This is a genomic window from Sphingobium sp. KKT206, assembly GCF_055640555.1.
On the sequence record NZ_CM145764.1, the window covers coordinates 1,736,004 to 1,760,967 of the forward strand.

A 24,964-nucleotide genomic window follows, 5' to 3' on the forward strand; every position below is an offset into this window, starting at 1 on the left:
CGCTGGACAAATGGGCAGGCCAGCCGCCGGGTCGACTACGCAAGCGGCGGTGCGCGCCCCGGATCGACGCCAAATTTGCGGCATCGGTCGCATGCACGCTTGAAACTGTATTTGTATGAGTATATCGGAATGGCGAGCGCGCAAAAAGCGCCATGCCTTATTCTCGTCAGGATGCCCCAATGAGCGATTCGTCCAACTCCGCCCCAAAACTGCGTAGCCGCGCCTGGTTCGACAACCCCGACAATATCGACATGACAGCGCTCTATTTGGAGCGCTATCTCAATTTCGGCCTCAGCCTCGACGAACTGCGTAGCGGCAAGCCGATCATCGGCATCGCGCAGACGGGCAGCGACCTGTCGCCCTGCAACCGCCATCATATGGTCCTTGCCGAACGCATGCGCGACGGCATCCGCGAAATGGGCGGCATCGCGCTCGAATTTCCGGTCCATCCCATTCAGGAAACCGGCAAGCGCCCGACCGCCGGCCTTGACCGCAACCTCGCCTATCTCGGCCTGGTCGAGGCTATGTACGGTTATCCGCTCGATGGCGTGATCCTGACCACCGGCTGCGACAAGACCACACCGGCGCTGCTGATGGCCGCCGCCACCGTCAACATCCCCGCCATTGCGCTGTCGGTCGGCCCGATGCTGAACGGCTGGTTCAAGGGCGAACGCACCGGTTCGGGCACGATCGTCTGGAAAGCACGCCAATTGCTCGCGGCGGGCAAGATCGACGATGAAGGCTTTATCAAGCTGGTCGCCTCCTCCGCCCCGTCGACCGGCTATTGCAACACGATGGGCACCGCCTCCACCATGAACTCGCTCGCCGAAGCGCTGGGCATGATGCTGCCGGGGTCGGCCGCGATCCCGGCCCCCTATCGCGATCGCCAGGAAGTCGCTTATCTGACCGGCAAGCGGATCGTCGAGATGGTGGCCGAGGATCTGAAACCCTCCGACATCCTGACCCGCGATGCCTTCCACAATGCGATCATGGTCAACAGCGCCATCGGCGGATCGACCAACGCGCCGATCCATCTGGCCGCGATCGCCCGCCATATCGGCGTCGACCTGCCGCTCAAGGATTGGGAGACGGTCGGTCACAAGATCCCGCTGCTGGTCAACCTCCAGCCTGCGGGCGAATATCTGGGTGAGGATTATTATCGCGCCGGTGGCGTCCCCGCCGTGGTCGCCCAGCTGATCGCGCAGGGGTTGATCCACGAGGATGTGATGACCGTCAATGGCAAGACCATGGGCGACAATTGCCGCGGCGTGGAAATTGAAGACGAAAAGGTCATCCGGCCCTTCGACCAGCCTTTGGTCGAGGATGCAGGCTTCCTGGTCCTGTCGGGCAATCTGTTCGACGCCGCCGTCATGAAGACCAGCGTCATCAGCCCGGAATTCCGCGACCGCTATCTGTCGAACCCCGAAGACCCGAACGCCTTTGAAGGCCCGGCGGTCGTGTTCGACGGGCCGGAGGATTATCATCACCGCATCGACGATCCCTCGGTCGGCATCACGGATCAGACCTTGCTCTTCATGCGCGGCGCGGGGCCGATCGGCTATCCGGGCGCAGCCGAAGTTGTAAACATGCGTCCGCCTGCCTATCTCATCACCGAAGGCGTTTCGGCCCTGCCCTGCATCGGCGATGGTCGCCAATCGGGAACGTCGGGCAGCCCGTCGATCCTCAACGCTTCGCCCGAAGCCGCGGCCATGGGCGGCCTCGCGCTGCTCGAAACCGGCGACCGGGTGCGGATGGATCTCAACACCGGCACGGTCAACGTGCTGATTTCGGACGAGGAACTGGCGGAACGCCGCGCAAAGCTGGAGGCCGCTGGCGGGTTCAAATATCCCGCGTCGCAAACGCCGTGGCAGGAAATCCAGCGGTCGGTCGTTGGCCAGATGGATACCGGCGCGATCCTCGAAGGCGCAGAAAAATATCAGCGCATCGCCCAGACCATGGGCCTGCCGCGCGACAATCATTAAGCCATCCTCCCCTTGCAGGGGAGGTGGCAGCACGAAGTGCTGACGGAGGGGTGTCACCCTCACGATAGGGTGACACCCCTCCGTCTGGCCTGCGGCCATCCACCTCCCCTACGAGGGGAGGATGAGGGGAAGCAGAAATATTCGGCATTGCATCATGAACCCATTTCAGGAGAATCCCATGTTCAACGGAGCCATCCTCATCGGCGCAAGCGAGCGCCAGGGCGGAGAGACTTTCTACGCCATCAACCCGGCGACCGGCGAAAAGGGCGACGTCGCCTTCTCCAGCGCCATGCCCGCCGAAGTCGAAGAAGCCACCAAGCTGGCCGATGCCGCATTCGACAGCTTTTCGACCCTGGCACCCGACGCCCGCGCGACGTTCCTGGAAACCGTCGCGGACAATATCGTCGCCATCGGTGACCTGCTGATCGAAACCGCCATGGCCGAATCCGGCCTGCCGCGCGCCCGTCTGGAAGGCGAGCGGGGCCGCACCGTCGGCCAGTTGCGCTTGTTCGCCAGCTATGTCCGCCTTGGTGACTGGTTCGATGCCACGATCGACCCCGCCATGCCCGATCGCGCGCCGATGCCCCGCGCAGACCTGCGCCGCGTCAACCATTCGGTCGGCCCGGTCGCCGTGTTCGGCGCGTCCAACTTCCCGCTCGCCTTCTCGGTCGCAGGCGGTGACACTGCATCGGCCTTCGCCGCTGGTTCGCCCGTCATCGTCAAGGGCCATAGCGCCCATCCCGGCACCGGCGAACTGGTCGCCCGCGCCATCCAGGCAGCGGTCAAGGCCTGTGGCCTGCACGAAGGCGTCTTCTCCTACCTGCCCGGTGCCAACCGCGCGCTGGGTGGCGCCCTGGTCGCTGATCCCCGCGTCAAGGCGGTCGGCTTCACCGGATCGCGCGGTGGTGGCGTTGCGCTCATGAAGATCGCGGCGGAACGCAACGAACCGATCCCGGTCTATGCCGAAATGTCGAGCATCAACCCCGTCGTTCTGCTCCCCGGCGCTCTGGCCGAACGGGCCGAAGCCATGGGCACGGCGTTCGTCGGCTCGCTGACCATGGGGTCGGGCCAGTTCTGCACCAACCCCGGCCTCGTCATCGCCCTCGATGGCCCGGACCTCGACACGTTCGTCGCCGCCGCCGCGCAAGCCATGTCCGGTGCCCAGCCGCAGGTCATGCTGACGCCCGGCATCCACGAAGCCTATGAAAAGGGCGTCGCTGCCCTGTCCGGCGCAGATGGCGTCACCACCGTCGCTCGCGGCACTGAAGCGGACGGCTGCAACCGTGGCCAGGCCGCCTTCTTCGCGACCGACTCCGCAACCTTCGGGGCTAACCCGCTTCTGGCCGAAGAAGTGTTCGGTTCGTCGTCCGTTTTGATCAAATGCAGCAGCATCGAGGAAGTCATCGCGACCATCGCCGGTCTCGAAGGCCAGCTGACCGCGACGCTCCAACTGACCGAAGCCGACAATGCCGACGCCGCCAAGCTGCTGCCCGTGCTGTCGCGCAAGGTCGGCCGCATCCTGACCAACGGCTGGCCCACTGGCGTCGAAGTGACCCATGCGATGGTGCATGGTGGTCCCTTCCCGTCGACCGCCGATGGCCGCTCGACCTCGGTCGGCACGCTGGCGATGATGCGCTTCCTGCGTCCCGTCTGCTATCAGGACGTGCCTGACGCCCTGTTGCCAGCCGCCCTGCAGGACGCCAACCCGCTCGGCCTGACGCGCCGCGTCGATGGCAAGCTGGTCGCCGCTGCATGAGCATCCGGGCAGGTCTGGTAGGGCTGGGTAAAATCGCGCGCGACCAGCACCTGCCCGCGATGGAAAAGACCGACGGCATCGATCTGGTCGCCGTCGCCAGCCGCAACGCGCAGGGGGAAGGGGTGAATAATTACCCCGACCTCGGCGCGATGCTGGCGGGCGAACCGGACCTCGACGCCGTGATCCTGTGCCAGCCGCCGCAGGCCCGCTATCATGCCGCGCGGCAGGCGTTGCTGGCGGGGAAACATGTTTTCCTCGAAAAGCCGCCCGGCGCGACCGTCTCCGAAGTCGAGGCGCTGATCGCGCTGGCAAAGGCGCAGAATGTCACCCTCTACGCCAGTTGGCACAGCCGCTACGCCGCCGCCGTGGCGCAGGCCAAGGCCTGGATCGCGCTGCGCCAAATCGAACGGATTTCGATCCAGTGGCGCGAGGATGTTCGCCATTGGCACCCCGGCCAGCCCTGGATTTGGGAAGCGGGCGGCTTTGGCGTGTTCGATCCGGGCATCAATGCCCTGTCGATCCTGACCGAAATCGTGCCCGAACCCGTCACCGTTCTGTCCGCCAATCTGGAAGTGCCCTCCAACAAGGACGCCCCGATCGGCGCGACGCTCGCCATGGCGACCGCGTCGGGCGCACCAATCGACACCGTGTTCGATTGGCGTCAGACCGGGCCGCAGACCTGGGACATCGCGGTCGATACCGACAATGGCAGCCTGCTCCTGTCCGAAGGCGGCAACACCCTGCGGCTGGACGGTGAAGTTCAACTCAAGGCCCCTGACGAGGAATATCCCGCCATGTATCGCCGTTTCGTCGCTCTGGTGGCTGACCGGGCGATCGACGCCGATATTGCCCCGCTCCGTCTTGTCGCCGATGCCTTCCTTTGCGGCCGACATTGTCCTACGGCTGTGTTCGAGGACTGATAAGGGAGCAAGGTTTTGGGCAGCGGGCGCAAGTTCGGATCGGACGAAAGCACGCTCCGCATCCATCAGACGATCGCCCGCGACCTGGGCACGGCCATCCTGACCGGCAAGCACAGACCGGGCGAATTGTTCGAGGGCGAGATCGAGGCGTCCGACCGTCTGGGTGTGTCGCGCACCGCCTATCGCGAGGCTGTCCGCATCCTGATCGCCAAGGGTATGCTGGAAAGCCGCCCCAAGGCCGGCACCCGCGTCCTGCCCCGCAATCGCTGGAACGTGCTTGATCCTGAAATGCTCGCCTGGATGTTCGCTGGCGAGCCGGATGCCAATTTCATCCGTGACCTGTTCGAGTTGCGCGGCGTCATCGAACCGGCCGCAGCGGAGTTCGCCGCGCGCCGCCGCACCGACGATCAATTGGCGGTGATGGAAGCGGCGCTCGCGGAAATGGGCCGCTACGGCCTCTCCACCCCCGAAGGCCGGGCCGCTGACCAGCGCTTTCACAATATGATCTTGGCGGCGACGCATAATGACGCGCTGGAGGCTTTGGCCAGTTCGGTCGGCGCAGCGGTCAGCTGGACCACCACCTTCAAGCATCGCAAGAAATTGCTACCCCGCGACCCCCTGCCCGACCACCGCGCCGTCTATCAGGCGATCGCGTCGCGCGACACGGCGGCGGCTCGCGCGGGCATGGCCGAACTGCTGCGCCTGGCGCTTGCCGACATGGACATCGCGCTGGCGGAACCGGGCGGCTGATCATCCTCCCCGATCCTTTATCGTCATCCCCGCGCAGGCGGGGATCCATCTCCGTCGCTATCCACTGGTGCAAAGTCGGGAGATAGATTCCCGCCTGCGCGGGAATGACGGAGTTTTATAGGCTTGCGCTAGATCTGCACCAGATGCGCGACATCCTTCGCGCTCTCTTCGGCGATCGCGCCCTGCCGGATGATCCGCCCATTCTGCATAGCGCAATAGCGGTCGGCAAAGCGCCACACGAAATCCAGATATTGTTCGACCACCAGCACCGTCATGCCCAGTTCGTCGCGCACATGAACCAAAGCCGCTTCGATCTGCTGCACGACGTTGGGCTGGATGCCCTCGGTCGGTTCGTCGAGCAACAACAGGCTCGGCTCGCCCGCCAATGCCCGGCCGATCGCCAATTGCTGCTGCTCGCCCCCGGACAGGAAGCCTGCCGCCCGACCGCGAATATCCCATAGCTTGGGGAAGAGGTCGAAAATATGCTGCGGCACCTTTGCGCTGCGCTTGCCGCGCCCGGCCAGCGCGGACAAGCCGGTTTCCAGATTTTCCATGACGGTGAGTTGCGGAAACACATGCCGTCCCTGCGGCACGAAGCCGATCCCCGCCCGCGCCCGGCCATGCGCGGGCATGGCGGTCATGTCGCGCCCGTCGAAATGCAGCGTCCCACCGGTCACCGGCCGCGTGCCCATGATCGTGTGAAGCAAGGTGGTCTTGCCCACCCCGTTGCGCCCGATTAGCGCCATCACCTGCCCACGTTCCAGCGTCAGGTCCACATCCCACAAGACCCGACTCTGACCATAGGCGCTCGACAGGCCCGCAATCTCCAGCAGCGCGCTCATGCCGTATGGCCCAGATAGACGGCGGCGACTTGCGGGTCGGCGCGCACTTCAGCGACGCTGCCTTGTTTCAAGAACTTGCCCTGATGCATCACCGTCACCGGCGCGGCCAATTGCTCGACGAAGCTCATATCATGGTCGATCACCAGCACGGTGCGGCTATCCCCCAGCCCCAATATCAATTGCGCAGTGCGGCTCGTTTCGGCCGGTCCCATGCCTGCGGTCGGCTCGTCCAGCAGCAGCAATTCCGCCCCCGTCGCCATCACCATCGCGATTTCCAGCCATTGCTTCTCGCCATGCGCCAGCGTGCCCGCCTCCACATCGGCACGATGCGTGAGCGCGACTGCCTCCAGCGCTTCTTCTACCGCCGCACGCTCTTCCACCGGGATGCCGATGCCCAAGCTTTTCCACCAGCGCCGGTCGCGCCGCGCCGCCAGCGCCAGATTGTCGCGCACGCTCAAGGTCGGCAACACGCCGGGTGCCTGGAACTTGCGGCAAATCCCCCGCCCGACGATCGCCTGTTCGGGCAGATTCTGGATGTCCTCGCCCTTGAAGACGATCCGCCCTTCGCTCGGCCGCACCCGGCCGATGATCGTATCGCACAGCGTCGATTTGCCCGCGCCATTGGGACCGATAACGACCCGCGTCTCGCCCCGGTTCAGCGTCATCGAAAAACCATCGAGCGCCTTGAACCCGCTATAATCGACGGTGACGCCATCGACGCTGAGCAGCAGTTCGGAAACCGCCGAACCGCTCATGCCGCCTTCCCCTTGGCCAGGCCAGCCAGCCCGCGCGGCAGCAGGGTCACGACGAAGATGAACAGCGCGCCCATCAGATAGAGCCACAATTCGGGGAAAGCGCTCGACACCGCATCGCGCGCCAGATTGACCAGCAGCGCCCCGACGATCGCGCCCGCCAGGCTGTAGCGCCCGCCGATCGCCACCCACACCACCATCTCGATCGAGGGCACGACCCCGATCAGCGCGGGCGACACGACGCCCGCATGCAGCGTGAACAATGCGCCGCCAATCCCCGCCAGCATCGCGGCGATGGCGAAGGCCGCGACCTTGAAAGGCGTCGGGTTATACCCCAGGAACCGCACCCTATTCTCGCCATCGCGAGACGCCCGCAGCAATATGCCAAAGCGCGATGCCAGCAGCCAACGCAGGGCGATGAACGCGACGCATAGCACCGCCAGCGTGACCCAGTAGAGCGCTGATCCCGTGCCGGGACTGGCCAGCCCCACGCCGAAGATCGAGTAGAAGTCGGTGAGGCCATTAAAGCCCCCCGTCACATCCTGCCGACTGATGATCAGCGTCGCGAAGGCGAGGCTGAGCGCCTGCGTGATCAGCGCGAAATAGGTGCCGCCCACGCGGCGATGAAACACCGCCCAGGAAAAGAGCGCCCCGGCCAGCGTCGGGATGATGACGATCGCGGCCAGCGTGAAGAGCGGGCTGGTGAACGGCTCCCACCACAGCGGCAGGCTTTCCCGCCCGCTCCACACCATGAAGTCCGGTATCTCACCGTCCGGCAGATCAGCCAGTTTCATGTGGATGGCGATGGCATAGCCGCCAAGGCCGAAAAACACCCCCTGCCCCAGGCTCAATATCCCGCCATGGCCCCAGATGAGGACGAGGCCCAGCGCCAATATCCCCATCGCCATGAAGCGGGCGAGCAGGTTGAGGTCATAGCTCGACAGCGCGAACGGCGCGACAAGGGCCAGCGCAAGCAGCAGCCAGGGCAGTAGCGGCTTGATCGGCGCAAAGCGCGCGGTGAGGGCGAAAAGATCAGGCATCGAGTTGGCGGGTCTTTACGGCGACGACGCCTTGCGGGCGCACCTGGATGAAAAGGATGACGAAGACGAGCAGCAGCATCTGCGCGACGCTGACATCAACGAATATCTGCGCCAGCGCCGCGAACAGCCCCAGGATGATCGCCGACGCGGTCGTACCAACGATGCTGCCCAGCCCGCCCATCACGACGACCAGGAAGGCGGGGATGATATAGCTTTGCCCGACATTGGGCGTCACCGGGCCAAGCAGCGCGAGCATGACGCCCGCAAGACCCGCAACACCTGAACCCAGGCAGAAGACGGTCAGGTCCACCCGGCGCACATCGATGCCGGTTGCCGACGCCATCATCCGGTCCTGATTGACCGCCCGCACCAGCAACCCGATGCGGGTCTTGAGCAGCACCAGCGCCAGCGCGCCCAGCACCAGCGCGGCGATCGCGATGATGAACAGCCGTGCCGATGGCAGCGTCACGCCGAACGCCACGAAGCTGCCCGTCAGCCATTCGGGCGCGCGCACTTCGACACCGACCGCACCGAACAGGTCGCGCGCGCCCTGTTGCAGGATCAGGCTGACGCCCCAGGTCGCCAGCAGCGTATCGAGCGGCCGTGCCGACAGGCGGCGGATCAACGTCGACTGGATCAACCCGCCCATGGCCGCCGCGCCGATGAAGGCGACCGGAATGGCGAGGATGATCCCCATCGCCCCCGGCACCACCAGCAGGGTCATCCAGGCAAGATAGCCGCCCAGCATCAGCATTTCGCCATGCGCCATGTTGATGACGCGCATCAGCCCGAAGGAGAGCGCCAGGCCAAGCGCCGCGAGCAGGTACAGCGACGCGAGCGACGCGCCATTGAACAACTGGTTGAGGAAGAGGGCGTCCATTATGCTGCGCGTCTCGCGATCAGAAGGGGCTGTGGCATATCATCGCCCTCCGTCATTCCCGCGTAGGCGGGAACCCATTTCCCAACCTTCCGTCTTTCGATAGAGCCGGAGATGGATCCCCGCCTTCGCGGGCATGACGGCGTTGCTAGGCATTGTTAGAGCTTGCAAGTCTTGCCGGGGAAGGCGAGCGCATCATAGGGTTCCGGCGCGATGTCCTTGCCGCTGTCGGCGATGATCTCGAACTGGCCATCGGCCTTGAGCTTGCCGATATAGGCCTTCTGCACCAGGCTCTGGTTCGCCGCGAAGCTGACCGTTCCCATCGGGGTCGCAAAGCCACCCAGCGATGCCGCCGCCTTGCGCACCGCATCCGGCTCGAAGCTCTTCGCCTTTTCGACCGCCGCCTTCCACGCATAGACGTCGAGATAGCCATGGACCATCGGGTCAGTGATGGCCGCATCCTTGCCGAACTTCGCTTTATAGGCGGCGATGAACTTCTCGTTCGCCTCGCCCGTCAGGCTTTGGAAATAATTCCACGCGGCATAGCTGCCCTCGACCAGGCCCGCGCCCATCGCCTGGGCTTCCTGCTCGCCGATCGAGAAGGACATGACCGGCATCGTCTTGGGGCTGATCCCCGCGGCCTGCATCTGCTTGAAGAAAGCGACATTGCTGTCACCGTTCAGCGTGTTGATGATGATGGCGGGCTTGGCCTGCGCGATCTTGGCGATCACGCCCGAAAAATCGGTGCCGCCCAAGGGCACATAGGCCTCGCCCAGCACCTTCATGCCGCCCTTTTCGATATGTTTTTTCAGGATCAGGTTGGCGGTGCGGGGATAGACATAGTCGGACCCGACGAGGAAAAAGCTCTTATAGCCCTGCGCCACTGCCCATTCGAGCGCGGGCAGCGCCTGCTGGTTGGGCTGTGCGCCCGAATACATGATATTAGGCGAACATTCGTTGCCCTCGAACTGCACCGGATACCAGAGCAGGTTCTTCGTCCGCTCGAACACCGGCAGCATCGCCTTGCGGCTGGCCGAGGTCCAGCCGCCGAATACGGTCGACACGCCATCGCTTTCGATCAGCTTCGATGCCTTCTGCGCAAAGGTGGACGGGTCCGACGCGCCATCCTCGACCAGGGCGTTGATCTGCTTGCCCAGCACGCCGCCGGTCGCGTTGATCTCCTCGATCGCCAGCATCTCGGCATTTTTCACCGTGATCTCGCTGATCGCCATCGTGCCGGTCAGCGACTGGAGCACGCCAACCGACACGCTGTCGCCCGCAGGCGCGCTCGCATTGTCGCCGCCGCCGGAACAGGAGGCCAGCGCCAACGCGCAGGCGGAAGTGGCAAGCATAAGCAGCCTGGAACGGATCATGATGTGTAGGTCTCCCCCTGGCAGGCCGGTGGTGGCGCTGCGGCACTCTGGATGGGATCAAGGCTATGGAATGCGGGCTATCCCCCGTATGCGTCATTTGACGTAGGCAGGGCGAAGCGCTTGCGCCTAGAGTTGGGACCATGGCGGGCAGGGCAGAGAGTATGGGGATCGACAGCAACGGCGCGGGGGCAACGCCCGGCCAAGCATTGCGCCCCATGCGCAGCCGGGTCGGCAAAGCCGTGCGCGATCCGCTCTTTGCTTTTCTGGTCGCGGGCGTGGCTCTGTTCGGCGGCTATCAGATCATCGAACGCGGGCAAAAGCCGCCGGTCGTCTTCACGCCCCAGGTCGAACAGGCGATGGTCGAAGACTATGAATTGCTTGTCGGCCGCCCTGCCACAGCCGCCGACAAGGCGCGGATCAAGCGCGACTATCTGGCCGAGGAACTGCTGTTCCGCGAAGCGATCGACCGCAACATGCACCTGACCGACGGCGAAACCCGCAAGCAACTGGTCGACAAGGTCCGCTACCTGATCGCGGGCGCTCCGCCCGAACCGACCGACGAACAATTGGTCAACCATTATGCCGACAATCTGGCGCAGTATCGCGCCGAACCGCGCACCAGCTTCACACAGGTCTACCGGGCACAAAAGCCCGCCGACGCGGCGTTGCAGCTGGCGCAGCTCAATGCCGGGGAGACGATCCCCAGCGACGATTTCTGGCTGGGTCGCGCCTTTCCGCGCTATGGCGATTCGATGGTACGCGGCATTTTCGGCCAGCCCTTCGTCGCCACGCTCAAGACCGCCCCGGACGGGCGCTGGTTCGGCCCGGTCCAGTCGCCGCGCGGCTGGCATTTCGTGCGCAAGAGCGAGAGCATCCCCGCCGCCATGATCCCCTTCCCCGCGATCAAGGATCAGGTGCGGCAGGATTATATGATTGCCCATAGCGAAGCCGCCATCGACAAGGCGCTGTCGGGCCTCAAGGAGAAATATGATGTGGAAGAATAGTCTGGCCGCCCTCCTGCTCGCGCTGGCGGCCTTGCTGCCGGGCACGGCGATGGCCGACATCTTCCTGTCCGCTGATTTCGCGTTGACGCGGGGCGAGGATGCGAACAGCTATGAATTCACCGCCGCCGTGCCCGAAACGGTGGGCCAGCCCGCGCCGATCGTTTGGCCGCAGGGCTGTCGCCAGACCGCGATGACGCGCCAATCCAGCGGCGGCCGGGCGCAATATGCCTATGAATTCGCCTGCGAACGCCCGTTCAGTGCGGGCGACGTCATCCAGACGCCATGGAAGGCCGATGGCGGCCGCTTCGTCACCAATGTCATGGGCAGCCAGGTCGATCGCAGCCTGACCGGCGACGCGAAAGGCATCGCCGTTCCAGTCGGGGAAACCGCGGTCGGCGAACGCCCCCTGACTCAGATCGCGCCGGAATTTCTGGCCCAGGGCGTCTGGCATATCTGGCTGGGCTGGGACCATCTGGCGTTCGTTCTCTGCCTCGCTCTGCTGGCGCGCGGGCGGGACTTGCTCTGGTTGGTCAGCGCCTTCACCGCCGGGCATTCCATCTCGCTGGCCGTCGCCTTTTTCGAACTGGTCCACGTCCCCGTTCCCCCGGTCGAAGCCGCCATCGCCCTGTCGATCGCCTTCATGGCACGTGAGGCTTTGCTGGTCGGGAAGGGCGAACAGGCCTTCGCCTTCCGCCGTCAGTTGACGGTCGTGTCGTTGTTCGGCCTGCTCCACGGCCTCGGCTTTGCGACGGCACTGGGCGAACTGGGCGTGCAGGCGGGCGAGAAACTGCCTGCGCTCATCTTCTTCAACATCGGCGTCGAAGCGGGTCAATTGCTGTTCGTCGGGGCCATCATGGCGACGCTGGCGGGCCTGCGCGCTATCTCGCTCGCCGCGCCGGTGCGGATTGCGGCGCTCTATGCCGTCGGTGCGATCGGCTGCTTCTGGATGGTCGAGCGGGTGGCGGGGTTTGGGATCGCTTGATCGTCCAGACGGTCCCGCGCGACGATCCCGCTGACATTAGCCACAGCGAAACTCACGCCATAGAGGTTGCGCCGTTGCTCGACGCCAGGGATCGGGCGGGGATGGCCGGAGGCATGGACGATCCCGTCCTGCACAACATAGGTTTCGCGCGGGCAGTCCCAATCCAGAGCGACGCCCAACACCCCATCCAGACTGCCCGGATAGCAGGGCTGGCCATCGACATCATGCGCGGCCACGATCATCACGCCCGCCGCTGCCGCTCGTTCCACCGCCGCCGCAAAGACCGGGGCGTGCGCCGGGTTGACGGTGCCAAGGCTGAGGTTGATCATATCCACACGCGCTTCCCCCGCCAGATCGATCGCGCGCACTAATGCCCGCGCGCTGGCCCGCAGCCCATCGTGAAACACCCGGATCGGTAGGCATAGCGCATCGGGAGCTTGCTCCATGATGGCGGCCGTCACCGCCGTTCCATGCCCCAGCCGATCGAGCGTATCGTCTGCCGTCACCGCCCCATCGCGCGCCACGGCAAAGCCGGGTAACAGCCGCACCGCGTCGATATGCGGATGGTCGGGATGGACGCCGCTGTCGATGACGGCGATACGGATCGGGTCAGGCATCGACCATTTCGCTGCGCTGCTCGACCCGCGCATGCCCATCGGCCAGGGTGACGACCATATCCGCCATTCGCGCCATAACGGGCTTGTGGGTGATGATGATGATCGTCGCATCGGGCAGCGCGCCGCGCAGCCGCCCGGCGATCAATTGCTCGGTCTCGCCATCCAGCGCCGAGGTCGGCTCGTCCAATATCAGGATGCTGGGCGAGCGCAGCAAGGCCCGCGCCAGCACGATCCGCTGCCGTTCGCCAGCCGATAGAGCCATGCCCCGTTCCCCGGCGCGCGTCGCATAGCCGAGTGGCAGCTTGGAGATGAAGCCATCCAACCCCGCCGCATGGGCCGCCGCTTCGATCTGCTCGCGCTTCACGTCGGGCAAGGCAAAACCGATATTCGCCGCAATCGTATCGTTGAACAGATAGGGCGACTGATCGACCAGAATGATCTCCCGCCGGACATCGTCGAGCCGATAGGCGCGCAGGTCGCGACCATTGACCAGCAGCCGACCTGTATCGGGATCGAGATAACGCACCATCAGGTCCGCCATGGTCGATTTGCCCACGCCGCTGGGGCCGAGAATGGCACACAGGCTGCCAGCGGGGATCGTCAGGTCGATGTCGCGCAACACCGCATCGCGATCATAGCGCATCGCCACCTGCTCGAACCGCATCGTGCCTGCCCGCTCCAGCGGCACCGCATCGGCGCGTTCGACCACCTCCGCTTTGGTATCGAACAGTTCGAATATCCGTCCCAGCGACACGCGCGCCGACGCAAGGCCCGACGTCAGACCCATCAGCGTCTGGATCGGCGAGAGCAGCCGCATATGATAGGTCATGAAGGCGACCAGCGTCCCGATGCTCATCCCATCCTCGATGATGCGCCAGCCGCCATAAAGGATCACTGCCGATGTCGCTGCCGTCATCAGCGTGCCGGGCAGCGCGCCTGTCATGAAGGAGGCCACCTGCATCTTGAGCATGGCACCGACAAAGGCATCGTTGCGGCCCTTGAACCGCTCCACCTCATGCTCGCCCGCGCGCAGGGACGCGACGACGCGCATCCCCATCACCGTATCGACCAGCAGGCTGCCAAGGTCCGCGCCCTTTTCGCGCATGTCGCGGGTCAGCGCGGTCAGGCGGCGCTGATAATAAGCGAAGGTCGCAAGGCTGGCGGGTACCAACACGACGCTCACCAGAAACAATTTCCAGTCGAGCCACAGCATCATCGCGACGCAGCCGACGAAGAACAGCAGATTGCTGACCACCGATAGCAGAGTGTCGGACGCGATCCGCTGCACATCGCTCACATCGCTGTTCATCCGCGACACCAGATCGCCGAGCCGGAAGCTGCCATAAAAGCGCGGCGAGAGCGTCTGGAGATGGCGCAACAGCGCCGCGCGAATGTCGTAGAGCATCGCCGCCGACAGCGCGACATAGCGATAGCTGGCGAGGATATTGACCGCGAACCCGGCGATGGTGACCGTGATCATGATCGCCGCGATCTTCACCAGCGCACCCATGTCCCGGCGCAACAGCGCTTCGTCGATCATGAGTTTCGAGAGATAAGGTTGCGCCAGCCCAAGCATGGTCGACACAAGGCTGATCGCCAGCACGACCACCAGCGCCCCGCGATAGGGTTTCAGGAAGGGGGTCAGCCGCTTATAGGCGCCCCAGTCCGCTACCGGCGCACGCGTCCCGTCGCTCATGCCGCCTGCTGCCGGGGCACGAGCCGCGTCCCTTCCAGCAGGAAGGCCGGCTCCGGCATCTTCGCGAGAAGCCCGGTACACCAGCGATGCCCCGCCAACAGCGCCTCCTGTTGCGACCGCCACCAATCCCCCGTACCGCCGGTCGTGTAGAATTGGGCGCACAGCAATAGGTGCCGCCGCATCGCCGCGATCAGCATGGATTGATAATGAGTCAGAAGCGCGGTGGCATCTTGCCCTTCGGCGATGCCGGTCACTACCGCTGCCGCCAGGATCGCCTCGCGCACCGACTGCGCCGTTCCGTCCCCGCAAATCGGGTCGAAGCCGAGCGCCGCCGTGCCGCAGGCGAGCCAGTCCTCCCCGCACAACGGCAAATGCAGGCGCGGCGCGGCGAGGAACGGCGTCGATGCGGCCCCCACCGCATCGACCACCGGTGCGATCAGGCGGCTGTCGGCGAGCAGATCGTCCAGCGATCCGCCCACGCCCAGTAGCCAGCCCTCCCCCGCCCCTGCGGGCACAAGGAAGAGCCAACCGCTGGCCACCGCCTCGACCCGGCCTTCCTCGCTGCAAGACGGATCGCGCAGCCCGACCTTGGCTGCGACGGCTCGCCGGTCGCCGAAGACATGCGTCTCCCCCTCCGGCATCGGCGGCGCAGCGTGGATAGTGAAATCCACGGGGCCATCCTCCGGGGCAGGCTTGTCCTTCGCCAGCACAGCCTGCACCTGGTCCTCCGACGCCAGCGCCGCGCCATGCGGCACGACGACCGGTGCGCCGCCGCCCCAGGCCACCACACGGCGCTTGATCCGGGGACTGTCGGCGAACAGGTCAGGCCGCTGAAATATGTCGCGCAGCAGCGCCAGTGCTGCATCGCTCAGCATGATCGTTGGGACGGGCGGACGATGAACGACCTTGGTTGCGACCCGGAGGCCCGCTGCCTTGAGCAAATACGCGCATGTCGTCGCGGCAATCCCGCTGCCCCTTATCCCGACGATCATGCGCCTGTCGGTCATTCCACCGCAACCATGCCCGCGCCGGTCGTGTCATAGCCAAGGTCCAGCGTCGTCTCATGCTTGAGCGTCCTGGCGTCATAGACCTCCAGGTCATAGCTCGCGCCATAGATGTAGAGCTTGGCTCCATCGATCGACATGCCCAGCCGGAAGCGCGAGCGGCAAGGAAACTCCGCCTTATCGACCACGGCATTGGTGGCCATGTCCATATGCCAGAATTCGCAGCGCTTATTGCCGAGCTTCCCGTTCGTCACCACGGTATAGGCGTGTTTGCCGTCGGGCGTGACCTGCAATCCCGCCATGGCATCGGGCGCGGGGCCAATCGGGGTAAAATCGAACTGCCGGGTGGACAGGTCGAAGCGCGCCATGCCGAACATCTTGTTATGCACATAGGGGTCGGCCGCGTTGAACAGGGCGACCAACTGCCCCGACGAGCGCACGGCATCGAGCGTGCCGCCAAAGCCGATATTCTCCATCCCCATGCCTTCGGGTTTGGCGAGGTCGATGCGGTCGGCGACCTTCAATGTCGCCAGATCGACGATCACGATCTTCTCGCCGAAGGAATAGAGATATTTGCCATCGGGCGACACCTTGTATCCGCCGCGTCCCCCGGCCCGCTCTTCCTCTTTTTCCAGCGCGGCGGTGCGGACGACCTTTTGCAGTTTCAGGTCGATGACACCATACATGGGCTTGCTGACGGTATAGCGGTCTATGCCCTTCTCGAATTTCGAGATGACGGTGTAGAAATAGCGCCCGGTCGGATCGGGCACCCCGCCCCAAAAGCGATAGCGGGTGGTGCCGTCGTTCAGGCTGAACTTGTTGATCACCTTGCGCGTCGCGGTGTCGATCACCTCGATCCCGCTGGTGGTGATGGTGGTCACATAGATGCGCTTGCCATCGTCGGACAATTGCATTGATGTCGGGAGACCCGTGTCCAGTTTGATCGTGCCGGTGACTGCGCCCTTGCCCTCTTCGAACACCAGTAGGCGATCAGGATAGGAGCCCATGAACAGCGTCGCGGCGGACGCGGGGATGGCGCTCAACAGGGCCAGGCCAGCGCCCAGCATCAGACGATATTTCTGCATCGCGCGCCTCATGGAAAAACGAGATCAAGACTGCGCCAGTCCTTCGTGGCGGTGGCGCAGTTGCTGGCCCAGTCGGGGGAGTAGTTGACATGGTCGGGCACCTGCACCGGCCAGAAGCAGGTGACATAGCAGTCGTAAATGTCGCGCTCGACCGGCTGGCACAGCCCCGCCGTGCCGCCGCCCGCATCGACTTCCCAGCCGGGCGAGAAAGAGAGCGAGCAACCCATCGGCACATGCGGGCGCGGGGCCTGCTGCAGCGCGACGACATCCTCCTCCATGTCGGCGTCGGGGGATACCGCCGCCTCCATCTGCGTCACGGCCTCGTCGATCCGCTGCGCCTTTTTATTGATGGCACGAAGATGCTTCATGACAGCCCCTTTCTTTCGGCAAAGCGTTCGAGGAAGCCTGGATTACGCACCGACAGCACGCCGTAAATGCGCAGGCAAGTGTCGGTCCACTGGTGTATCCAGTCGCAATAATGGAGGTTGGCATGGCCCGTGTCGCCATAGCGCACGAACGCCTCATGGTGGCACCCGCCCGCACAGAGCGGCCGCGCCCAGCAGCTTTGGCAATCATATTTCGCCTCGACATGCCCCTTGGCTAGGAACTCGCCCTGCTTGGCCCGGTCGATGCCGCTGGAGACATGGCCCATGCTGTGCGTGTCGGCGTCGGTGAAGCGGTGACAGGGGGACAGGTCGCCCGATGGGCTGACCCCCATAAGGCCCAAGCCCGCGCCGCAGGGATGCGATTTGTTGACGCCTGAAATCAGCTCGCTGATCGTCTCGCTGACATTGGTGAAGCCGTGGGACTCACCGCGCAGGGCATATTCGAGCCATTCCTCGGCCAGCAGGTTGAACTGCGCCAGCACGCTGTCCATGCCGTTGCCGTCGAGCGAATAGGCGCGTTCCTCCCCCGTCGTGACCGGCGCGAAGCCGACTTCGTGGAAGCCCAGATCATCCTTCAGATGGCGGAAGATGCGGACCACATCGGTCACACCCTCGGTCAACGTCACGCGCGCGGTGATGGCGCGGGTCTTGTGATGCGCGATCAGCGTGCGGAGGCGCGGTTCGATGACCGCATAGCTACCCTTGCCATTCTTGTAGACGCGATGCTTGTCCTGCAATTCCGGCGGGCCGTCCATGCTGACGGTCACGCCGACCCGATTGTCCGACAGGAAGGTGACGATCTCCGGCGTCAGCAGCGTCGCATTGGTCGTCAGGCTATAGGTGATCGCCTTCCCCGCCGCTGCGGTCGCTGCATTGGCGTACTCGACGACGTCGCGCAGCAGCTTGAAGTTCATCAGCGTTTCGCCGCCGAAGAAGGTGATATGCACCGCCTTGCGCCCGACCGCCTCGGCGATCAGCAGGTCGACCGACGCCTTGGCGGTATCCAGCGTCATATATTTGGGCTTGCCCGCAGGCGTCGCGATCTTGTCTGCGCCAAACTCATAGCAATAGGTGCAGGCGAGGTTGCACTGGTTGGTGACGTTGAGGACCAGCGCCTGCAGCGGGAAATCGGCGGGTGGCGCTTGCGGCACTTCCGCCACCGGCATGCCATGGCCGAGATGAATGAGCCGCGCCTGCCGCAATTCGCGCACCAGCCCGTCGGCTTCCTCCTGCGCCCGCCCTTCGCTCACCAGTTCGCGCACCAGCATGGCGTGGGTCAGTTCCTGCCCATCGAGCCGGTCGAGCACCGCGCGGACATCCGCGTCGATCTCGAAGATCGCGCCCGCGCTCACCAGATAGACGAAGTCGCTGCCGCCTGCATCGAAGCCATGATATTCCGCCCGGCGATAGGTGGGTGCCTGCATCACGGTCATTGCGACACCTCCGGTTGATCCCATTTCTGATAGGCGGGCACGGTCACCACCATATAGGCGCGCGCACTCATCGGCTTGCCGAACTTGTCCTTCTCGCTCTTGGCCGTCGCGACGACCCAGACGTCGCCATAATTGTTGCGACCAAAGCGGCGTTCGGGGTTCGGCCCTTCGACATTGGGGGTGAACAAAGCGGCGGGACTGAGCGCGCCGACATATTTGGCGTCGTCGTCATAATAGACGGCGAGGAATTCCTGCGTCGACCAGGTGACATCGACCGGCCCGACCGCAATGTCATCCGGCGTCCCCTGCTTCCCATCCATGCCATTTTCGAAGCCGATCGCTTCGAACTGGGCATAGCCTTTGGGAAATTTGATCCCGCCCAGGCGCGACACGGCGGTTTCGGGGGTCACCTTGATATAGTCGATCTTGCTGTAGACCGGATAGGCCTTTTCCAGCACCGCGCCGCCGATCGCGACATCGCGCTGCCCCGATGGCGCGTTCGCAGCGACATCGGCGGTCACGACCAATTCCTGCGGACTTGCCGAAACGATCTTCGTTGCGGTGACGCCTGCGCCCAGGTCGATGTCGGAAGCGGACAGCGAAGCGGACATGTTATGGCCTATTATGCGGAACTGCGCGCCCTTGGTTCCGGCCTTGACCGGCCCCGGCACGACCGCCAGCACGGCGGGCGCGGCGGTAGCGCGGATCAGTTTCACGTCGAGGCCGAATTCCTGATAATCGCCCCAATACCAGCGACCTTGTGCGCTTTGCTGATCGGGGGCGAACCACATGGTTTCGCGTGCGGCGCTGGCGAGGTCGTCGGGCTTGCCCGCTGCGGCCGCGCCCTTGGATGAGCCGCGCCAGCTATAGCCGGCATAGACGATGCCGATGCCGCTGCGGCTGACGGTGCCGCCATTGGTCAGCGACTTGAGGGTGCTGGCGGTCACGAATTCATCAGCACTCTTGCCGGGCTTGACGCTGAACGCCCCCACGAAGCGCCCCTGCCCCGGCGCCGACGCCACGACCAGCCATTCGCCGGCCAGGCGCGGGGTACTCTGGCGCGAACGCCAGGCCGCCCATTCGGGCGTGTGCAGCGGCGCGGTTTTCGCCATGTAGCCCAGTGCATATTCGCCGCGCAGCATCTTGTCCTTGGGGTCGCGGCCCGCAGGCTGTTCGCTATCCTCGGCCGGGCGGCGATATTGGGCGTCCGCCTGCGAATACATGGCGACGTGCAGATCCTGCAGCGACTTCCATTCCGTCTTGGACCGACGCCAGGATAGCGGCTGGGCAAAGCTGTGGCAGACGGCGCAGGCACCGCGCATCGTTTCGTTGGGGATGTTGGTTTCGTCGATTGTACGCTTTTCAGCGAGATACATGACCGGCAACGCCTCCTGCGGGGCGAGGCCGTGCGAGGCGGACAGCGACTTGACCACGGCGCGGGATTCTTCGGGTGTGATCGGCAGGCCGTTCAGGCGCACCATCCGCTTGATCACCTGCGCCCAGCCTTCGGGCGTGGTCCGCACCCAGCTGATCCGCGACATATTCCCCTTGTCGTCGGGCGCGTGGCAGGTGCCGCATTTTTCCTGGACCAGCGGATCAGTGACCGGAATGCCCGGATCGCTTTCCTTCATCGCCACGCCGTCCGGCCCGCCATCCGCCTGGGCAAAGACGACCGACGCGGAGAACAGGGCCAGCAAGCCGAATTTCGAGACCGTTGTCCGCTTCACCCTATGTCCCCCTTTACGCGATCCCTGTCCGCGTCGACCCAGAGCCTAAGCGGGTGCCAAGGCAGCGCCATTGCCCAAATGACGTATGGCCCGATGACAATCCGCCATATCAAACTGGACGACCGTCAAGATTTTTCAGCTTTTCTTCTTCGGCCCGTAATATGCGTCCTGGCCATGTTCGACCGACACCGGGTTGAAATAGCCGGGCGGCAGGCCTTTCTTGCGCATCGCAATGCCCGCCAGACAGGCGTTCAGCAGATAATTGCTGTTGAGCGCGGTCTTGTAGCTGGTGTCGAGATAGGGCGCGACTTCGACGATATCGATGCCGGCAATGTCATTCTCGGCGCACAGCCGCCGCATGATCGGCTGCGCTTCGCGCATGGTGAGGCCACCGGGGACCGGCGTCCCGGTGCCGGGCATGAAGGCGGGGTCCAGCACATCGACATCGAACGATATCCACAGCTTCTTGGTGTTGGTCCGCGCTTCCTTGAGCGCGCGTTCCATCACCTTTTCCCAGCCCCATTTCTCGACTTCGACCATCGTGTGATATTTCATGCCCTTATTGCGCATCCACCCGAATGTTTCGAGGTCCGGCCCGCGTGCGCGCAGCCCGACCTGAACATAATCCTGCGGGCGGACATGGCCTTCATGCAGGACGCGATAGACCGGCGAGCCATGGGTGATCCAATGGACGCCGTTGCGACCGACATCATAATGGCTGTCGAAATGGACGACGCCGACATTGCCCTTGCCATGGACATCCGCGGCGGCGGCGACATTGGGATATTCCAGACTATGATCGCCGCCGATGACGATCGGGATCGCGCCCGTCTGCGCGATTTCGCGCACCATCTCGCGGACATGGGCGACCGATCGCTCCGTGCTGTTCTGGTCGATCGCGATATCGCCATAATCGACGATCTCCAGCACGGAGCTGGGGTTGATCATCGAATACATGTCGTTGCCGCCCGCCCCGCCGGTCATGCGCAAAGCGCGCGGCCCGTCGATCGCGTTGCGCCAGCCTGAACCCATGTCCAGCGGTGCACCGACGATAGCAACATCGACCTTGCCCGCGCGCAGATCTTCGGGCGTCATCGCCACCGGCGCACCGGCGAAGGTCGCAAAGCCGCCGCGCCGCCCGCCGATATAGCGGCCCAGGTCCATCGGCCCCGGATCGCGCTTGGGGTCCATCACCAACGGCCGCTTGGCCTTCCACGCATTGAACCAGGCCGATCGGGTGTCGAGCGGAATGGTCTTGGCGTCGCGCCCTTCCTTATATTCCACCTGCTCGTGCAGCGCCGCGATCGCGTCGATATAGGTGACGAGTTCGGCGGCGGGCAGCGTGCGGATACGGTCGAACAGCACATCCTTTTCGACATAGCGGCCAGTGCGCCCCTGCTTGATGAGCGCGACCTTTTCCGGCGCGATGCCGGTCAGCTTGGCCGCGATATCAGCGGGAAGCTCCACGGGCTTGGGTTCGCCCATGATATCTTCCTGCGGGATGGGCGGCGGCGGGTTGGGCGTGTCGAACGCATCCCCCGCCAGCACGGAGGTCGCGGCGGCGGCTGCTGCCATGCTCCATCCGGTTATGGCGTTGATCGACGGCATCGCTTCTTCTCCCTCAACGCTTGGCGGTCTTGACCGGCATGCCCGTCTTGCGCATCGCGATGCCCGACAGGCAGGCATGCAAGATGTAATTGGCGCTCATCCGGCTGACATAGGTCGGGTCCAGAATGGGTGCGGCGTCGAGCAGGTCGAAGCCGACCACCTTTGTCTGGGCGCACAGTTGCCGGACCATGGGAATCGCTTCGCGCATGGAGATGCCGCCCGGCACCGGTCGCCCGGAAGCGGGCGCATCGCCTGGATCAAGCACGCTCATGTCGAACGAGATGAAGATATTGTCCGGCCCGCCTTTGAGGCCGGAGAGAATATCGTTGGTCACCGCCTGCCAGCCGCGCTCCGTCACAGCCGCGGTGGACAGGATGCGCACGCCGCTGTCGGTCAGCCGCTTTTGCGTGGCGACGTCCGCGCCGCGCCCGCGCAAGCCCACCAGCGTCACGTCGCTGCCGCGCAACAGATTCTGTTCCATCAGCCGGGTCAGCGTCTGCGTGTCGGAAATCATATGCGCGTCGTTCAGGTCGGCATCGGCATGGGCATCGAACTGCACCAGCGCCACCTTGCCCGCGCCATAGGTATCGACCATCGCCGCGACGTCGGGGAACATGACCGTATGGTCGCCGCCGACGATGAAGGGGATCGTGCCTACGCTTGCCATCTCAGCGATCATCGCGCGGATATGATCCAGCCCCCGATCAGGCGCCATATAGTCGGGCGTCAGGTCGCCATAGTCCGCGATCGACAGGATGAGGCCCGGATCGATCCCGCCATCGGCATCCGCCCCGACCAATCCGTCCATGCCACGCAGCGCCATCGGCGCATGTTTGGCGTCGCGCCAGCCCGACGAGAAATCGAGCGGCACGCCAACGAAGGCGACCTCGACCTTGCCCGCGATCAGATCCTCCTTGCGGATCGCGACCGGCGCGTCGGCAAAGGTCGGGATGCCGCCCTTCTGGAACTGATAGCGTTTCAGGCTGAACGGCCCGTCGTCGCGCTTCAACTTGTCGAACAATTTGGGGCGCAGCGTCGTGCCCGCATTCCACCCGCGCGCCTGCGGGTTGAGGGCGATTTCCGACGGGTCGCGCCCGGCCTTGAACTTGCTGTCCTCGACCACCGCCATCAGCGCGGTGGCATAGGCATCGACATCGGCGGCGCTGCGCCCGGCGAGCGCGACCTGGAGCTTCTCCGCCGTCAGGCCAAAGCGCGTCAACATCACGGGGTCGGACAGAAAGGCCTTCTTTTCCGGCGACAGGGTGGCGAGCGGGTCGCTGACCTGCGCATGGGCGGGGCCGCTCAGGGTTGCGATCGCCAGGGCAGCGGCGGCGCACCGCGCCAGCAAGGGGGTGCGTGCCATCAATTCTTCTTCCCATAATAGCTGTCGAGGCCGTGATCGACCGAGACGGGGTTAAGATAGCCGGGCTTCAAGCCCTTCTTGCGCATGGCGATCCCCGCCAGGCAGGCGTTCAGCAGGAAATTGCTGTTGAGCGCGGTCTTGTAGCTGGTGTCGAGATAGGGCGCGACTTCGACGATATCGATGCCGGCAATGTCATTTTCCGCGCACAGGTTGCGCATGATCGGCTGCGCTTCCCGCATGGTGAGGCCGCCGGGAACCGGTGTGCCGGTGCCGGGCATGAAGGCGGGGTCCAGCACGTCCACATCGAAGCTGATCCACAATTTCTTGGTGCTGCCGCGTGCTTCCTTGAGCGCACGGGCCATCACCTTGTCCCAGCCCCATTTCTCGACTTCGACCATCGTGTGGTATTTCATGCCCTTGTTGCGCATCCAGCCGAACGTCTCCAGATCCGGCCCGCGCGCGCGCAAGCCCACCTGGATATAGTCGCTGGCGCGGACATGGCCTTCGTTGATGACGCGATAGACCGGCTGGCCATGGTCGAGCAGATGGACGCGGCCGCGACCGATGTCATAATGGCTGTCGAAATGGATGACGCCGACATTGCCCTTGCCATGCACGTCGGCGGCAGCGGCGACATTGGGATATTCGAGGCTATGGTCGCCGCCGATCACGATCGGGATCGCGCCGGTGCGGGCGATCTCCGCCACCATTTCCCGCACATGATCGACGCTGCGCTCGGTGCTGTTCTGGTCGATGGCGATATCGCCATAATCGACGATCTTGAGCGCGGCATTGGGGTTGATCATCGAATACATGTCGTTGCCGGCCGCGCCGCCGGTCATCCGCATCGCGCGCGGCCCGTCGATCGCATTGCGCCAGCCTGACCCCATGTCGAGCGGCGCGCCGACGATCGCGACATCGACCTTGCCCGCCTTCAAATCCTCCGGCGTCATCGCCACCGGCGCGCCCGCAAAGGTCGCAAAGCCGCCACCCCAGCCGCCGACATAGCGGGTTAGTTCGATCGGCCCAACATCCCGCTTGGGGTCCATACTGTTCGGCCGCCGGGCCTTCCAGGCGTTGAACCAGGGGGAGCGGGTGTCGAGCGGGATCGCCGCGACATCGCGCCCGGCCTTGAACTCGACTTGAGCGTGGAGCGCCTGCATCGCGTCGATATAGGCGCTGATTTCTTCGGGCTTGCCGGTGCGGATGCGGGCGAAGAGCGCGTCCTTTTCGACATAGCGCCCGGTCACGCCGCTCTTGAGGAAATCGACCTTCGCCTTGTCGACGCCTGCCAGTTTGGCCTCGACATCCTTGGGCAGTTCGAGCGGCTTGGGCCGTCCCATATCATCCTCGGCCGGCATTTGCGGCGCGGGTGTTCCTGCATTGGGCATTTGCAGCGGCAGGTCGCCCGCGACCGCAGCCCCGATGGCCGCGATCCCGGCCATGCTCCATCCTGTGACGGCGCTCAAAGACGGCATGTCATTCTCCGGCCCGGTCCACCGCAATCGCGCGATGCGGGCATAGGCAACAGATATGGAGCAGGTTTTCCCGCCCCTCGCCCAAGGGGTAGGCGGGGACGGTGCCCAAGCCCAATGGGGCATTTGACGTAGGATAGGCCCATGGTGAGCTGGACGAACAGGCTACGTCAAATGCCCCATGTCTGACTGCCTGCGCACTCCATAGCCTCTACCCCAGATCAGAAGAAAAGGAGGCGGCAGTCCGTGCCGTCCGATGCCAGCCGCTGCCGCCGCACAAAGCGCGGAGCGG

Annotated in this window: 21 protein-coding genes; 6 read left to right on the plus strand and 15 right to left on the minus strand. The window is 64.5% G+C overall.

Annotated elements, in window-relative coordinates:
* The first annotated feature begins 179 nt into the window (after positions 1–179).
* From ACZ2HM_RS08185 to ACZ2HM_RS08200, 4 genes are all read left to right on the plus strand, one after another.
* A complete protein-coding gene (locus ACZ2HM_RS08185) occupies positions 180–1,982 on the plus strand; it encodes an IlvD/Edd family dehydratase (protein ID WP_037476573.1) in 1,803 nt (600 codons plus the stop codon).
* Positions 1,983–2,160: 178 nt separating this feature from the next.
* Positions 2,161–3,738, plus strand: a complete 1,578-nt coding sequence (locus ACZ2HM_RS08190) for an aldehyde dehydrogenase (NADP(+)) (protein ID WP_470426730.1) — start codon at positions 2,161–2,163, stop codon at positions 3,736–3,738.
* A complete protein-coding gene (locus ACZ2HM_RS08195) occupies positions 3,735–4,658 on the plus strand; it encodes a Gfo/Idh/MocA family protein (protein ID WP_037476572.1) in 924 nt (307 codons plus the stop codon). The genes ACZ2HM_RS08190 and ACZ2HM_RS08195 overlap by 4 nt, the downstream gene beginning before the upstream one ends.
* Before the next feature lie 15 nt (positions 4,659–4,673).
* On the plus strand, positions 4,674–5,408 hold the full coding sequence (locus ACZ2HM_RS08200) for a FadR/GntR family transcriptional regulator (protein ID WP_037476571.1): 735 nt from the start codon (positions 4,674–4,676) through the stop codon (positions 5,406–5,408).
* A gap of 128 nt (positions 5,409–5,536) precedes the next feature.
* Here the strand turns inward: ACZ2HM_RS08200 and urtE are convergent, their stop codons facing one another.
* The 5 genes from urtE to urtA all read right to left on the minus strand — a co-directional run bounded on the left by urtE (position 5,537) and on the right by urtA (position 10,292).
* Complete coding sequence (gene urtE, locus ACZ2HM_RS08205; protein WP_333971911.1) at positions 5,537–6,250, minus strand: urea ABC transporter ATP-binding subunit UrtE; 714 nt, start codon at positions 6,248–6,250, stop codon at positions 5,537–5,539.
* Positions 6,247–7,005 (minus strand): urea ABC transporter ATP-binding protein UrtD, encoded by a 759-nt coding sequence (gene urtD / locus ACZ2HM_RS08210; RefSeq protein ID WP_037475086.1) that lies wholly within the window; start codon positions 7,003–7,005, stop codon positions 6,247–6,249. The genes urtE and urtD overlap by 4 nt, the downstream gene beginning before the upstream one ends.
* Positions 7,002–8,042 (minus strand): urea ABC transporter permease subunit UrtC, encoded by a 1,041-nt coding sequence (gene urtC / locus ACZ2HM_RS08215; protein ID WP_193378835.1) that lies wholly within the window; start codon positions 8,040–8,042, stop codon positions 7,002–7,004. Before urtC ends, urtD begins: the two co-directional genes overlap by 4 nt.
* A complete protein-coding gene (gene urtB, locus ACZ2HM_RS08220; RefSeq protein WP_037475088.1) occupies positions 8,035–8,922 on the minus strand; it encodes an urea ABC transporter permease subunit UrtB in 888 nt (295 codons plus the stop codon). The genes urtC and urtB overlap by 8 nt, the downstream gene beginning before the upstream one ends.
* A 155-nt stretch (positions 8,923–9,077) precedes the next feature.
* A complete protein-coding gene (urtA, locus tag ACZ2HM_RS08225; RefSeq protein WP_037475090.1) occupies positions 9,078–10,292 on the minus strand; it encodes an urea ABC transporter substrate-binding protein in 1,215 nt (404 codons plus the stop codon).
* A gap of 161 nt (positions 10,293–10,453) precedes the next feature.
* Here urtA and ACZ2HM_RS08230 point away from each other — a divergent pair, with 161 nt between their 5' ends.
* Both ACZ2HM_RS08230 and ACZ2HM_RS08235 read left to right on the plus strand, forming a co-directional pair.
* A complete protein-coding gene (locus tag ACZ2HM_RS08230) occupies positions 10,454–11,296 on the plus strand; it encodes a peptidyl-prolyl cis-trans isomerase (RefSeq protein ID WP_052027632.1) in 843 nt (280 codons plus the stop codon).
* A complete protein-coding gene (locus ACZ2HM_RS08235) occupies positions 11,283–12,278 on the plus strand; it encodes a HupE/UreJ family protein (protein ID WP_037475092.1) in 996 nt (331 codons plus the stop codon). Before ACZ2HM_RS08230 ends, ACZ2HM_RS08235 begins: the two co-directional genes overlap by 14 nt.
* Here ACZ2HM_RS08235 and qhpE read toward each other — a convergent pair.
* The 10 genes from qhpE to ACZ2HM_RS08285 all read right to left on the minus strand — a co-directional run bounded on the left by qhpE (position 12,212) and on the right by ACZ2HM_RS08285 (position 24,675).
* The gene (gene qhpE / locus ACZ2HM_RS08240; protein ID WP_470426731.1) at positions 12,212–12,895 is read right to left on the minus strand and encodes a subtilisin-like serine protease QhpE; all 684 of its coding nucleotides are present in this window, start codon (positions 12,893–12,895) and stop codon (positions 12,212–12,214) included. The two genes, ACZ2HM_RS08235 and qhpE, sit on opposite strands and share 67 nt — an antisense overlap.
* A complete protein-coding gene (locus ACZ2HM_RS08245) occupies positions 12,888–14,591 on the minus strand; it encodes an ABC transporter ATP-binding protein (protein ID WP_470426732.1) in 1,704 nt (567 codons plus the stop codon). The genes qhpE and ACZ2HM_RS08245 overlap by 8 nt, the downstream gene beginning before the upstream one ends.
* Positions 14,588–15,598, minus strand: a complete 1,011-nt coding sequence (locus ACZ2HM_RS08250) for a hypothetical protein (protein ID WP_037472202.1) — start codon at positions 15,596–15,598, stop codon at positions 14,588–14,590. Before ACZ2HM_RS08250 ends, ACZ2HM_RS08245 begins: the two co-directional genes overlap by 4 nt.
* On the minus strand, positions 15,595–16,680 hold the full coding sequence (locus ACZ2HM_RS08255; RefSeq protein ID WP_037472504.1) for a YncE family protein: 1,086 nt from the start codon (positions 16,678–16,680) through the stop codon (positions 15,595–15,597). The genes ACZ2HM_RS08250 and ACZ2HM_RS08255 overlap by 4 nt, the downstream gene beginning before the upstream one ends.
* 8 nt (positions 16,681–16,688) lie before the next feature.
* Positions 16,689–17,048: a quinohemoprotein amine dehydrogenase subunit gamma gene (gene qhpC / locus ACZ2HM_RS08260; RefSeq protein WP_037472200.1), complete on the minus strand. Its 360-nt coding sequence runs from the start codon at positions 17,046–17,048 to the stop codon at positions 16,689–16,691.
* Positions 17,045–18,499, minus strand: coding sequence for a quinohemoprotein amine dehydrogenase maturation protein (gene peaB, locus ACZ2HM_RS08265; protein ID WP_470426733.1), 1,455 nt, complete (start codon positions 18,497–18,499; stop codon positions 17,045–17,047). Before peaB ends, qhpC begins: the two co-directional genes overlap by 4 nt.
* Positions 18,496–20,226: a quinohemoprotein amine dehydrogenase subunit alpha gene (gene peaA, locus ACZ2HM_RS08270; protein WP_470426734.1), complete on the minus strand. Its 1,731-nt coding sequence runs from the start codon at positions 20,224–20,226 to the stop codon at positions 18,496–18,498. Before peaA ends, peaB begins: the two co-directional genes overlap by 4 nt.
* A gap of 135 nt (positions 20,227–20,361) precedes the next feature.
* Complete coding sequence (locus ACZ2HM_RS08275; RefSeq protein ID WP_470426735.1) at positions 20,362–21,834, minus strand: agmatinase family protein; 1,473 nt, start codon at positions 21,832–21,834, stop codon at positions 20,362–20,364.
* Between the two features lie 13 nt (positions 21,835–21,847).
* Positions 21,848–23,197, minus strand: coding sequence for an agmatinase family protein (locus ACZ2HM_RS08280; protein WP_470426736.1), 1,350 nt, complete (start codon positions 23,195–23,197; stop codon positions 21,848–21,850).
* Positions 23,197–24,675 carry an agmatinase family protein gene (locus ACZ2HM_RS08285; protein WP_470426737.1) on the minus strand — a complete coding sequence of 493 codons (1,479 nt, stop codon included), beginning with the start codon at positions 24,673–24,675 and terminating at the stop codon, positions 23,197–23,199. The genes ACZ2HM_RS08280 and ACZ2HM_RS08285 overlap by 1 nt, the downstream gene beginning before the upstream one ends.
* Positions 24,676–24,964: the final 289 nt, after the last annotated feature.

Coding starts and splice junctions, on each gene's coding strand:
- urtA (WP_037475090.1), bottom strand. CDS start 10,292: ATGATCCGTTCCAGGCTGCTTATGCTTGCCACTTCCGCCTGCGCGTTG.
- ACZ2HM_RS08275 (WP_470426735.1), bottom strand. CDS start 21,834: ATGCCGTCGATCAACGCCATAACCGGATGGAGCATGGCAGCAGCCGCC.
- ACZ2HM_RS08245 (WP_470426732.1), bottom strand. CDS start 14,591: ATGAGCGACGGGACGCGTGCGCCGGTAGCGGACTGGGGCGCCTATAAG.
- ACZ2HM_RS08235 (WP_037475092.1), top strand. CDS start 11,283: ATGTGGAAGAATAGTCTGGCCGCCCTCCTGCTCGCGCTGGCGGCCTTG.
- ACZ2HM_RS08230 (WP_052027632.1), top strand. CDS start 10,454: ATGGGGATCGACAGCAACGGCGCGGGGGCAACGCCCGGCCAAGCATTG.
- urtE (WP_333971911.1), bottom strand. CDS start 6,250: ATGAGCGCGCTGCTGGAGATTGCGGGCCTGTCGAGCGCCTATGGTCAG.
- urtB (WP_037475088.1), bottom strand. CDS start 8,922: ATGGACGCCCTCTTCCTCAACCAGTTGTTCAATGGCGCGTCGCTCGCG.
- peaB (WP_470426733.1), bottom strand. CDS start 18,499: ATGACCGTGATGCAGGCACCCACCTATCGCCGGGCGGAATATCATGGC.
- ACZ2HM_RS08185 (WP_037476573.1), top strand. CDS start 180: ATGAGCGATTCGTCCAACTCCGCCCCAAAACTGCGTAGCCGCGCCTGG.
- ACZ2HM_RS08280 (WP_470426736.1), bottom strand. CDS start 23,197: ATGGCACGCACCCCCTTGCTGGCGCGGTGCGCCGCCGCTGCCCTGGCG.
- ACZ2HM_RS08195 (WP_037476572.1), top strand. CDS start 3,735: ATGAGCATCCGGGCAGGTCTGGTAGGGCTGGGTAAAATCGCGCGCGAC.
- ACZ2HM_RS08255 (WP_037472504.1), bottom strand. CDS start 16,680: ATGCAGAAATATCGTCTGATGCTGGGCGCTGGCCTGGCCCTGTTGAGC.
- qhpC (WP_037472200.1), bottom strand. CDS start 17,048: ATGAAGCATCTTCGTGCCATCAATAAAAAGGCGCAGCGGATCGACGAG.
- ACZ2HM_RS08250 (WP_037472202.1), bottom strand. CDS start 15,598: ATGACCGACAGGCGCATGATCGTCGGGATAAGGGGCAGCGGGATTGCC.
- qhpE (WP_470426731.1), bottom strand. CDS start 12,895: ATGCCTGACCCGATCCGTATCGCCGTCATCGACAGCGGCGTCCATCCC.
- urtD (WP_037475086.1), bottom strand. CDS start 7,005: ATGAGCGGTTCGGCGGTTTCCGAACTGCTGCTCAGCGTCGATGGCGTC.
- ACZ2HM_RS08285 (WP_470426737.1), bottom strand. CDS start 24,675: ATGCCGTCTTTGAGCGCCGTCACAGGATGGAGCATGGCCGGGATCGCG.
- ACZ2HM_RS08190 (WP_470426730.1), top strand. CDS start 2,161: ATGTTCAACGGAGCCATCCTCATCGGCGCAAGCGAGCGCCAGGGCGGA.
- urtC (WP_193378835.1), bottom strand. CDS start 8,042: ATGCCTGATCTTTTCGCCCTCACCGCGCGCTTTGCGCCGATCAAGCCG.